The organism is Methylocaldum sp. GT1TLB, from assembly GCF_051027445.1.
Classification (GTDB): domain Bacteria; phylum Pseudomonadota; class Gammaproteobacteria; order Methylococcales; family Methylococcaceae; genus Methylocaldum.
On sequence record NZ_CP194898.1, the window covers coordinates 833,506 to 845,419 of the forward strand.

The following is an 11,914-nucleotide window of genomic DNA, read 5'->3' on the forward strand; positions in this document are numbered from 1 at the left end:
AGTTATATTAAATTTGACCCAGGCCTGAAGCAGCAAAAATTTCTGGCAGAATACCTGATGATGTCATTTCCACGCCCATATTCGTAATTCAAGATGTGCTACGGTTATGGATCGCCACGTAACTGGGTTAGTCTACTGGGACAGTGGCGAGAGTGATGGATTTCATAGGGATTCCAACGATCACTCCAGTAACGGTGCTTGCATGAACGGTGAACATTAACGCATCATGAATCCAGTGATGTTGGACGTGGGATGTGAGAGTTCCGGATGCAATAGCTGCACAAATGGAGTAATTACCGCTCGCAAGCAAGGGGAGTGTGAATTGAAAACACGCTTCCACCATTTCCCCCTTATGTACATCAACAGGATTGGCTTGATATTTCAGAAATGTATTATCACCTATGAGCGGCTGCCCTAAGCGATCTTTTAGTATGAAGCCTATGATAGGAGACTCGATATCCCTGTTGCACAAGGCCCGAATAACAACTTTAACATCCTCGCCACCCTCTATCCATGTAAGAGGAGCGCCTGCGCTGTCAAGAAAGTCTACAGAGACGATTGTTGCGTCGCCGGTTCCGAATCCAAGGGATTCTAAATTGAAACCGAAGGTTTCCAATACTTGTGCGGTTTTTGGAGCCTCACGTATGTTAGTACCGATGGTCGATCTCGACATAGTTTGTTCTTGTTTAATAGACGTTGAAGCGGTTACCCGGACTTCCGATGCCTTAGTCTTGAATCTGTCTCCCCTCTCTTCTTCATAACGAGCTGCAAAATATTGTTCGCACACTTCTTTCGCTGGCCCGTCACATTCAGTTGAGCCATTGACCATCCAAACGGCTCGGTCACATAGATTGGTCACCGCGCCCGTATCATGACTTACAAATAGAATTGTCCCAGATTGCTGAAATCGACGTAAAAATCGCATACATTTTTGAGTAAAAAAAGCATCTCCTACCGATAATGCTTCGTCAATTACCAGTATGTCGGCATCTACATGAGCGATAACGGCAAAAGCAAGCCGCATGAACATACCGCTAGAATAAATTTTTACCGGCTGCTCGATAAAATCGCCAATTTCCGCGAATGCCACAATATCGTCAAACCGCTCGTTTATTTCCTCCCTGCTCAGACCTAACACCACCCCATTCATGTATACGTTTTCGCGCCCGGTAAACTCGGGATTAAAGCCGGCGCCTAGTTCGAGCAGAGCAGCCACTCGCCCTTTCACTTCTACCGAGCCGCAGGTGGGTGTGAGAGTGCCGCAAATCATTTGCAGGAGGGTGGATTTTCCGCTGCCGTTGCGACCGATGATCCCAACCGTTTCGCCCTTCTTGATTTCAAAGGAGACGTTCTTTAGTGCCCAGAACTCCCTAAAATACGTTTTAGGCGTAGATCTAACGAGCCTCTGTAAGCGAGGGATGATGGACTGCTTGAGCCGATCCTGTGGACGGTCATAAATCTGATAGCATTTACCAAGATTACTTACGCGAATAGCGATTTCATCAAAGGACATCGGCAAAACCCCGGCGCGTTTTTTGAAACCAAATATACCCTATCCAGGCGACCATCAGGCTCACCACCGCGTACAACCCAATTCCCTTCATATCGGGAGTCCTACCCCATATCAACACGTTTCGCGTTTGTTCGATAATAAAAGTCAATGGATTCAAATGCAGCCAACGCTGATAAATCTCCGGTAAGGCGGATATGGGGTAGAACACTGGCGAAAGAAACATCATGATGGCAGTGATGATGCCAGTAGTTTGCCCGATGTCACGTAGATAGACGCCGGTGGCAGCCAAAAACCATGTAGCTCCCATCGTGATTAGCATAAGCGGCGCTAAGACAAGCGGCAAAAAAACAAATGTCCAATTTAGGGAAAAATTTATTACTCCGTAAAAAATTAAAAGGACTACGATATTTATTGCCGCATGAAATAACGCCGAGCCCATCGTAACCCACGGAAGAATTTCGAGTGGAAACACGACCTTTTTGACATAGTTTACATTGCTTAGTATAAGTCCAGGCGCGCGGTTAACGCATTCCGCAAACATGCCATGAACGATTAGCCCAGCAAATAGAATAATAGCGAACTCGGTCTTACTATTTTCGCCGCTTTCGCTCCAGCGCGCTTTAAATACTACGCTGAAGACGAATGTGTAGACCGCGAGCATAAGGATAGGATTAAAGAAAGACCAAGAAAGCCCCATCACGGAGCCGCGATAACGCCCAATCACATCGCGTTTGGTCATTTGCCAGATAAGCTGGCGATTAAGCCAGAAACTTGTGATGATAGCCACCGGTGAAGTTTTAAGCTCTCGGCACATTATTAGTTAGTGAAAATCAAAATAGTGAAGAATTAAGGCAGGGCCCTGTAATTCCTTGTTTAGGGCTTATCCAATAGCGACGATCAAATTAGTCTTTGCTAAAGATGGGCAGCACACCCTTGTTTTCAATCTTCCAGTGCTGCACAGCAGCACAGAATGCTCTGTGCGCATTAGTGGACAAGGGATTATAAAGGCTCTCTGAGCAACGTCAACCAAGGTCCAATAAAAGCTGGAAGTTTAGTACTACAGCCGCACTTTTGATGGGAGGCGAAGTCAGATTCGGGATTGAAGACTTCTAAGGAGCGGCAGTCATGACCGGCAAGGGTATGCGGAAGCGGGCACCGCTGGGCGGGCACGCAGGGACCGCGCCTCGATGACTGGGCCCAGCTGGCCGATCCAGCCTCGGACGGCGACACATTGGGGCTCTTGGTTCCTGGTGCGCCGTAAGATCACGACCTCTTTGAAGTACGCGTACTACGTGGCCTTTGGTCCGGTGGACACCTCTTTAGGCGAACTCGTGTCCGTCGCCGGACAGCGCTGGACGATTGAAGACGGTTTTGAACGGGCGAAAGGCGAGATAGGTCTTGACCATTACGAATTTTGTCTTGGACCGGATGGTACCGACACGTCACCTTGTCCCTCTTGGCACACGCCCTGCTCGCCATCACCCGATCTCGGAGTTCGAAGTCGGTCGAGGTGATCCTGACCCAAAAGGGAAGCCAAGGCGATCCATGCTCATCGGCCCACTCTCACTCTCCGAACTAAGACGGTTGCTCGCCGGCTTGCTCTGGCAGCAGGGGCCGCCGGTGACGGCCTTTATCCATTGGTTCCGCTTGGCGGCGGCGCCATCAAGCTCGTGCCTGTTACTATCACTCTCAGCGGCACAAGCCGGAACAACTGCGGCTGTAGTACTAGAGCATTTTTTACCTCAGTTTGGCGGTGAGGATCGGGAAATTCGTACATCGGCCAATTGCGTCCGAGTCGCTTTCCGCCTTGGAATAGTCGCTTGAGAAAGATTACATTGTCATTTCCTACGGACGATACCGGAATAAGCGCAGCCACGGGTGCGAACCCGTTACATGCGCTGTCTTGAGTGTTTCCTTGCGTTTGATGAGCAAGGACATCGAGATCGTTACTATGCCGTATCCCATTAAGCCTTGCGCTTTCGTCTCCATGACTTTCGACGATAGACGTAATTCAGCCGTTACACTACCTTTACAACGCTAAAACGCTAATCTCTTCCCTGCCTTTCCCGTATCAACTCAGATGGAGATCCCCTGATGTTTCGTCGGTCGGCGCTGCTGGTCTTTCCTGTTCTGCTGTTCACGGTCATCGCCCTGGCCGATCCGCTGCCCGCGGATTCGGTCCCCGATTCTCTCAAACCCTGGACCGACTGGGTATTGCATGGATACGAAAATCGGTCGTGCCCGCAAGTACAGGGTAATCCGGAAGAGCGGCGCTGCATTTGGCCGACGAGTCTCGAATTGGTTTTGGACGATCATGCCGGCCGGTTCGCGTTGAAGGCTCGCGTTTACGCGGAGAGCTGGTTGCCGCTTCCGGGCGGTGTCGAGCATTGGCCGCAACAGGTGGAGGTGGATGGAAAACCGGCCGTTGTCGCAACGGTCGAAAATAGCCCCGGAATCCGCCTCACTCCGGGAGAGCACTCCGTCAAGGGCAGCTTTGTTTGGGACCGCCTGCCGGAAAATCTCGCGGTGCCCACCGACACCGGCATCATTTCTTTGATCGTCAAGGGGCAATCCGTCCCCTTCCCTGCCTTCAACCAACAGGGACAGTTGTGGATCTACAGCGAGGCGTCTGACGATACGGGGCCATCGGCGAGAGCCGAGACCGTCGACGTGCAGGTTTACCGGCGGATCATGGACAACACCCCGCTGCGCGTGGTGACGCATATCGATCTTGATGTGTCCGGCAGACAGCGCGAGATCGTTCTCGATGGGGCTCTGCCGCCCGATTCGATTCCCGCGCAGGTTTCATCTCCCCTGCCCGCCCGCCTTGAGCCCGACGGCAAGCTGCGTTTGCAGCTTCGTCCTGGCCATTGGAGCGTACAACTCGGCGCCCGCTTTCCGGGGCCGGTCGAGTCGCTTCGCCGGCCGCCGGGCGTCGAGCCCTGGCCTACGGAGGAAATCTGGGTTTTCGACGCTCGGCCGCAATTGCGCGTGGTCGAAATCGAGGGCGTTCCCGCCATCGATCCGCGCCAAACCAATCTTCCGGATGAATGGAAGTCGCTTCCTGCCTACCGGATGGAATCCGGCGCCACGATGAATCTTAAGCTCATACGGCGCGGCGATCCGGAACCGGAGCCCGACAGCCTCACCTTGCACAGGCGCATCTGGCTGGATTTCGACGGTGGCGGCTATACGGTGAACGATCTCGTCGGCGGACGTATGACCCGAGATTGGCGGCTGAATGTTCGGCCGGGCGTCGATCTGGGACGTGTCGCTATCGACGGGGAGCCGCAATCCATCACGCGCGAGGACGAAACCGGCGCGGTCGGCGTCGAGGTCCGGCGCGGGGCGGTCGATCTTTCCGCCGACAGCCGGATCGACGGAATCCGAACGCTCTCGGCGACCGGCTGGGACAAGGATTTCCGAAGCGTGAGCGCAGAGCTCAATCTTCCTCCTGGATGGCGTTTATTCGCCGCGACCGGCGTGGATCACGCGCCGGGCACCTGGGTTGCGGAATGGACGCTGCTGGATCTATTCGTGGTGCTTATCACGGCCATGGCGGTGGCGCGATTGTGGTCCTGGCCGTATGCCGCCTTTACGTTGGTTGCCCTGGCGCTCCTCTGGCACGAGCCGGGCGCGCCGCGTTACGTCTGGCTCAACATTCTGGCGGCGGCGGCCTTGCTGATGGTTTTGCCGGAAGGAAAGATCGCTTCGGCCGTTCGTATTTACCGGAATCTGGCCGTGCTGGCGCTGATTCTGATTGCCATCCCATTCATGGTCGATCAGGCCCGATTCGCGCTTTATCCGCAACTGGAACAGCCCTGGATCGCGATGCCGTCGACGACCGCCCCTTCCGAGTTTCGAAGACAGGCGGAAGAGCCCGTGGAAGCGCCGCAAACCATGGAGTCGTATGCACCCCGGTCGAAGCTGTATAAGCGAGGCGCGCCTCCGGCTGCTCCGTCCGCGGCGGATTTAGGCGGCAGAGCTTTCAAGGAGACCGATCCCAATGCGATCACCCAAACTGGTCCTGGTCTCCCGGAATGGCAGTGGAAATCGATTCCGCTCGGCTGGAGCGGTCCCGTTCTCCGCGATCAGGAAATCGGCCTGGTGCTGCTCTCACCGGCGGTCAATTTGCTGCTGAACTTTCTGCGTATTACGGTGTTGATCGCGTTGGCCGTGCTGTTTCTGGGCGGACGGCCACGTTTTCGTCCCTTTGCCCCTCATGCGGCCATGCCGCTGTTATTGCTTCCCTTGCTCTTGTTCATACCGGATGCCAAGGCGGATTTTCCCGATCCGGCTTTGCTGGAGGAACTAAAGACGCGCCTGCTCGCACCTCCGGATTGCCTGCCGCAATGCGCCGAGATCCCGTTGCTCAAAATCGAAGCCAAGGGCTCGCAGTTGCGGCAAACCCTGGAAGTCCACGCTCAGGAACTGATCGCCCTGCCCTTGCCGGTAAACGCCGCACAGTGGACGCCCTCGAAAGTCGAGGTCGACAACGTGCAGGCGGAGGGGTTGTTCCGCAACCGGGATGGCGCGCTCTGGCTGGCCCTGATGCCGGGCCGTCATGTCGTCACGCTTTCCGGAATCTTGCCCTCGCGCGATCAGATGCAAATCCCTCTGCCGCTCAAGCCACGGCGAGTAGAAGCCTCGGGCGAAGGCTGGCGGATCGAAGGCATTCGCGAAAACGGCGTTCCCGACGTTCAATTGCAGCTCGTGCGGGTCTCGAACGGCGACCGGCCCGCGGAGGCACTGCCGGCGCTGGAATCCCGGCCTTTGCCGCCGTTTCTGGAGGTCGAGCGCACGCTCAAAATCGGCTTGGACTGGCGCGTGGTCACGGTGGTGCGCCGGGCTTCGCCGCCGGATCGTCCGGTGGTCGTCGGCATTCCGCTCATCGAGGGAGAGTCGGTCGTCACGCCGGGACTGCAAGTCGACGACGGCAAGGTAATGGTCAATCTATTGCCGGGCCAGCATGCAACCAGCTGGGAATCGGTTCTGGCGAAGAGGCCTGCCATCGGTCTAACGGCTCCGGAGACCACCGAGTGGATCGAGATCTGGCGCGCGGACGTCAGCCCGATCTGGCACATGCGTCCCGAAGGCCTCGTGGTCATCCACCACCAGGACGAGGAAGGCAACTGGCTGCCGGAATGGCATCCGTGGCCCGGCGAATCCGTTACGCTTCACTTGACTAGGCCTCAAGGCGTACCCGGCAATACGCTGACCATAGACCGCAGCCGGTTGGAATTGAATCCAGGGCTGCATGCCACGGACGCCACCCTGACGCTTAGCCTGCGAAGCTCGCAGGGCGGGCAGCATACGGTAAAACTTCCCGAGAATGCCGAACTTCAATCCGTGACCATCGACGGCGCGATGCAGCCGGTCCGGCAGCAAGAACGGCTGGTTTCGCTGCCGATTCATCCGGGCGAACAGACCGCGACTCTGGTGTGGCGCGACGGAACCGGGATTCGTAGCCGTCTGGTCTCCCCCGAAATCGATCTCGGCGCCCCCAGTGTGAACAGCGCGATTACCTTTTCGCTGGGACAGGACCGTTGGGTGCTGCTGACGGGCGGCCCGCGCTTCGGTCCGGCGGTGTTGTTCTGGGGCGTGCTCATCGTGATCCTATTGCTTTCGGTGGCATTGGGAAAACTGCCGTTGACGCCGGTCAAGGCTTGGCAATGGTTTCTGCTGTTGATCGGCCTCAGCCAGATTCCGGTGGTCGGCGGCATCGTCGTGGCCGGCTGGCTGCTGGCCTTGGGATGGCGGGCGAGCGCCGGACAAAGACTGGACGATACCCGATTCAACCTGCTCCAAGTCGCACTCGCCGTTCTGACCTTGGCCGCCCTCTCTCTTTTGCTGGAGGCGGTTCGGCATGGACTGCTGGGACTGCCCGACATGCAAATCGCCGGCAACGGCTCCGGTCCGTACGAGTTGAACTGGTATCAGGACCGCAGCGGCCCGGCGCTTCCCCGTCCCTGGATCGTGTCGGCGCCCCTCTGGGTTTATCGCATGCTGATGCTGGCCTGGGCCTTGTGGCTGGCCTATGCGCTGCTGGATTGGTTGCGCTGGGGATGGAATTGCTATGCCTCGGGAGGCTTATGGCGCCCGCGGAAAAAGAAGGAAAAAGCCGAGCCGGCGAAGCTGGGGGAACCGGGACAGCCTGGTTGATACAGCTATTTGCCTATGGTTCCGAGTTGCCGGGAACGGGGCTGAAACCTTAGAGCGTTTTTCACCGCCATATAGCGGCGTGGAATTGGTCTGATTCGTAGGTTGGCAATCCTTTGCGGACCATCTTGTCGGGAAAGGATTCCCGACCTACTTCGAACGGTTACGCTGGGTCCTAAGTACATTCCGCAAATATTTACGGAATCTCGACAGATTGGCTTGATTGGCGGGGTTGTCCTGCAGGTTGCCTATGCCGCAAGACTTCCCTGAATGTACTTAGAGCGTTTTCCATCCCGGTGTACGGATTCGTGCCAGGAGGGGGGAACGTAGGTCGGCAATCCCTTGCCGACGTATCGGCTCGGCGAAGGGCTTTGTCGGAAGGGCAGCTCTGGCGCTCCCAGAGATGCCGTTTGCGATTGGGAAGGGATTGCCGACCTACATATCCGAATCCCTTACACCGACTCGGAAAACGCTCTAAACTCCTGTTTGGGACCCCATATCTTGAAGCTAGAGCCTCTGAGGTAGGGCTCCGCAGCGAGAGCTTGGGAGCCAGGAAAGACCGGGGTTTCGTAGGGTGGGTTAGGCGCACTCCGGCGTCGACCGGCCGTGGATCACGGCGCTTCGCGTGCGCCGTAACCCACCGGAGCAACGTTCGATGGCCTTGCCGCTTCGCTTTGGTGGGTTACGGTGCGCGCCTGACTCGCCGAGCGACACGCGGATGGATGGACGCGCACCTAACCCACCCTACGATCGGCAGGCAGGTTTCGGGACGTCCGTCTTAGCGGACGCATTACGAACCTTCTTCACCATGCCATTGCCCCCGCGGACAGTTGGCAACCCCGCCCGGCCCCTTTCGGTCATAGTGTCCACCGCCAGCCAGAAACGCTTCAGGATCGCGTTTCTTTCCATCATGATTTCGTGGCGTGCTCCTTTCAATAGCTGCAGCCGTCCGTTCGGCAGTCGGCGCGCGAAGCGTTTTGCCGCGTCGGCATCGACGATCCGGTCGTCGTCGCCGATCAGGATGGTCACGGGCACGTCGATGGACTCGGGGATTCCGCGAGCATTGAGCTTGGCGATCGAGGCGAATGCCGAACGCACCCAGCGATACGTCGCGCCGCGGCGCTCCAGCAGCGGATTGGATTTGACGAGTTCCGGCAAAACCCGGAAGCGTTCGGGATCGCTGGTCAGGGCATTGCCTTCAAACCGCCGCAATGACGGGAGATGATGCCGTTCCCCGGGGGCCTGTAAGTCCGCGAATCCCATGCCGGCGACGGCGCCGACCAGTATGGGCGCGAACCAGCGCGGCCAGCCCTTGGTTTTGAGGTCGATCATGGGCGCGCAAAGCAGTGCGCCGTCGACTTTCAAGCGCCGTTCGGCCATGAACCGCAAGGCGACATGCCCGCCGGTGGAATGGGCGATGACATATCGGTTGGCTTCCGGAACGCACCACACTTCCCGGATGAACAAGGCGATGTCTTCCAGATAATCGTCGAAGGATGTCACGTCGACTTTTTTCCGACCTTTCGGGAAGCGGTCCGACATCCCCTGTCCGTGCCAGTCGAACGAATAAACATAAAGGCCCCTTGCGGTAAGGCCTTCGACGATTTCGCGATATTTCTCCAGACATTCGGCGCGGCCCTGAAGCAGCAGCACGGATCCCCGTTTCAACGCATGGGCGGGGCGAGCGATACCGTAGCGGATGGTCGCTCCCTCGGCCGTCCGCAAATTCCCGATGAAGTCGAATGGCGTGGCGAACGGAAACGTCCGCTTTGATCGCTTCGCCGGATGGGCAACGAATAAAGGTGGCTCTCCGTAGGAGGGAAATGATGTCGTGGCCACGATGATTCTTCCGCTGTTCGAGTGTCAAACTAGTGTTAAGGTAAAAGCCTGCCACAAGCCTGAATAACGGACCGGTGGCAACCGTCCCTATAAATGAAAATTAACCCGCCGTACCCCGGCGCCAGAAAAGGTGCAGTCTCATGGACTCCATTCACAGAAACCGTCTGAGTTCCGAAACCAGTCCCTATTTGCTGCAACATGCCGACAATCCGGTCGACTGGTACCCTTGGGGCGACGAGGCGCTCGAAAAAGCCCGCAAGGAAGACAAACCGATCTTGCTGTCCATCGGGTATTCGGCCTGCCACTGGTGCCACGTGATGGCTCATGAATCGTTCGAGGACGAGGCGACCGCGGCGGTGATGAACGAGCTGTTCGTCAACATCAAGGTGGATCGCGAGGAACGGCCGGATTTGGACAAGATCTATCAGCTAGCGCATCAAATTATCGCCCGCCGTCCCGGCGGCTGGCCGCTGACCATGTTTCTCAATCCGCACAATCAGTTACCGTTCTTCGGCGGCACCTATTTCCCGAATACCGCTCGCTATCAGTTACCGGCATTCCGTTCCTTGCTGGCCCAGGTTGCCGAATACTATCGCCGACACAAACAAGATCTCGAGGATCACGGCAAATCTTTTGCCGACATCCTGCAATCCATTAGACAAGCAGAAGGCTCGGAAGCTCCGGATGCCGGTGTCCTTATCCGGGCGGAGCGCGAGTTGGAAGCCAATTTCGACAGCGTCAACGGCGGATTCGGCGATGCGCCGAAGTTTCCCCAATTGTCCAATCTCGAATTTCTGCTGCGTTTATGGGGCCGGAACCCGAACGGGCATGCATCCGCTCTTCGCATGGTGACGACGACTCTTACCAAGATGGCGGAAGGCGGGATTTACGATCACATCGGCGGCGGGTTCGCCCGCTATTCGGTAGACGCCGCTTGGGAAATCCCCCATTTCGAGAAAATGCTGTACGACAACGGCGTTTTTCTGGCTCTGTATGCCGAGGCTTGGCGAGCGACCCAAGATCCTTTGTTCCGGAAGGTCTCGGAGGAGACGGCGGAATGGGCTGTCCGAGAGATGCAATCGCCGGAAGGCGGTTTCTACTCGAGTCTGGACGCGGATTCCGAGGGCGAAGAAGGCAAGTATTACGTTTGGAGTCGGGCGGAAATAAAAGACCTTCTTTCGTCCGAGGAACATGCCGTCGTGGAGCTCCATTATGGTCTGGATCGAGGCCCCAATTTCGAGGGCCATTGGCATCTGCGCATGGAAATGCCGCTTCGGGAGGTGGCCGCCCGCTTGAGCATCGATCAGGCGGAAGCCGAACGCCGACTGGCATCCGCGCGCGCTACCCTATTCCAGGCTCGCGAAAAGCGGATCAGGCCGGGACGCGACGACAAGGTGCTGACGGCCTGGAACGGCTTGATGATCAAGGGACTGGCTTCCGCCGGCCGGTTGCTGGAGCGAAAGGATTGGATCGACGCGGCGGACCGGGCCTTCGAGTTTCTGCGCCGGGAGCTATGTGTCGAGGAAAGCCGGCTGCTGGCGACTTACAAGGATGGCAGAGCCCATTTGAATGGGTATTTGGACGACTACGCGTTTCTGCTCGACGCCGGTCTGGAACTCCTGCAATGCGAGTGGCGAACGGAGCGCCTCGATTGGCTCTCGAAGCTGGCCGACCAGCTTCTCGCCCGTTTCGAAGACCGGGAACAAGGCGGATTTTTCTTCACCTCGGACGATCACGAAGAACTGATCCAGCGGCCGAAAACGCTCATGGACGAATCGATGTCTTCGGGTAACGGCGTTGCTGCGCTGGCCTTGCTGCGCCTCGGCCATTTGGTGGGCGAGTACCGCTACACCGAAGCCGCTGAACGTACGCTGCGGGCCGCGATGCCGTCGGTGCGCCAATATCCCCATGCCCACGGTGCCTTGCTGAATGCCATGCTGGATTGGCTATATCCGCCGCAATTCATCGTGCTGCGAGGAAGGCCGGAAGCTTTTCGGCCTTGGATCGATGCGGTCCGTGATACGCCGGCTGCCGGCGCGCAGCGCCTGGTGTTCGCGATACCCGCCGAGGAAAAGTCCTTGTCCGGCACTTTGGCCGAACGCAAGGCGGAGACGGGGGAAATTGCTTATGCGTGTTCGGGCATGACATGCCTCGCACCGATCCGCGCCTTGCCGGAGTTCAGGGATTTTCTGAGAATGCCTATCAGGACGACGTTATAGAGCGGGCTAGGTCTAATCGGATATGGTTTTTTGCTGGTGGACGAGCATTGTGTAGGTCGGCGATCCCTTGCCGACGGAGTTGCATGTCGGGAAGCTGCGTCGGGAAAGGATTCCCGACCTACCTCGCGGTGCCGGTTCGTAGGTCGGCAATCCCTTGCCGACAGGCCGGCTTGGCCAGGGACTT

General features: G+C 57.3%; 5 protein-coding genes. 2 read left to right on the forward strand and 3 right to left on the reverse strand.

What is annotated here, in order from left to right; all coding sequences use genetic code 11:
* Nucleotides 1-127 precede the first annotated feature (127 nt).
* Nucleotides 128-1,513 carry an ABC transporter ATP-binding protein gene (locus tag ACR2R1_RS03620; protein ID WP_156880861.1) on the reverse strand — a complete coding sequence of 462 codons (1,386 nt, stop codon included), beginning with the start codon at nucleotides 1,511-1,513 and terminating at the stop codon, nucleotides 128-130.
* Nucleotides 1,503-2,300 (reverse strand): ABC transporter permease, encoded by a 798-nt coding sequence (locus tag ACR2R1_RS03625; protein WP_434112693.1) that lies wholly within the window; start codon nucleotides 2,298-2,300, stop codon nucleotides 1,503-1,505. The genes ACR2R1_RS03620 and ACR2R1_RS03625 overlap by 11 nt, the downstream gene beginning before the upstream one ends.
* Nucleotides 2,301-3,607: 1,307 nt before the next feature.
* Between ACR2R1_RS03625 and ACR2R1_RS03630 the strand changes: the two genes are divergently transcribed.
* Complete coding sequence (locus ACR2R1_RS03630) at nucleotides 3,608-7,675, forward strand: hypothetical protein (protein ID WP_434112695.1); 4,068 nt, start codon at nucleotides 3,608-3,610, stop codon at nucleotides 7,673-7,675.
* Between the two features lie 741 nt (nucleotides 7,676-8,416).
* Here the strand turns inward: ACR2R1_RS03630 and ACR2R1_RS03635 are convergent.
* Complete coding sequence (locus tag ACR2R1_RS03635) at nucleotides 8,417-9,511, reverse strand: alpha/beta fold hydrolase (RefSeq protein WP_434112697.1); 1,095 nt, start codon at nucleotides 9,509-9,511, stop codon at nucleotides 8,417-8,419.
* 140 nt (nucleotides 9,512-9,651) lie between these two features.
* Between ACR2R1_RS03635 and ACR2R1_RS03640 the strand changes: the two genes are divergently transcribed.
* Nucleotides 9,652-11,730: a thioredoxin domain-containing protein gene (locus tag ACR2R1_RS03640; protein ID WP_434112699.1), complete on the forward strand. Its 2,079-nt coding sequence runs from the start codon at nucleotides 9,652-9,654 to the stop codon at nucleotides 11,728-11,730.
* Nucleotides 11,731-11,914 lie beyond the last annotated feature (184 nt).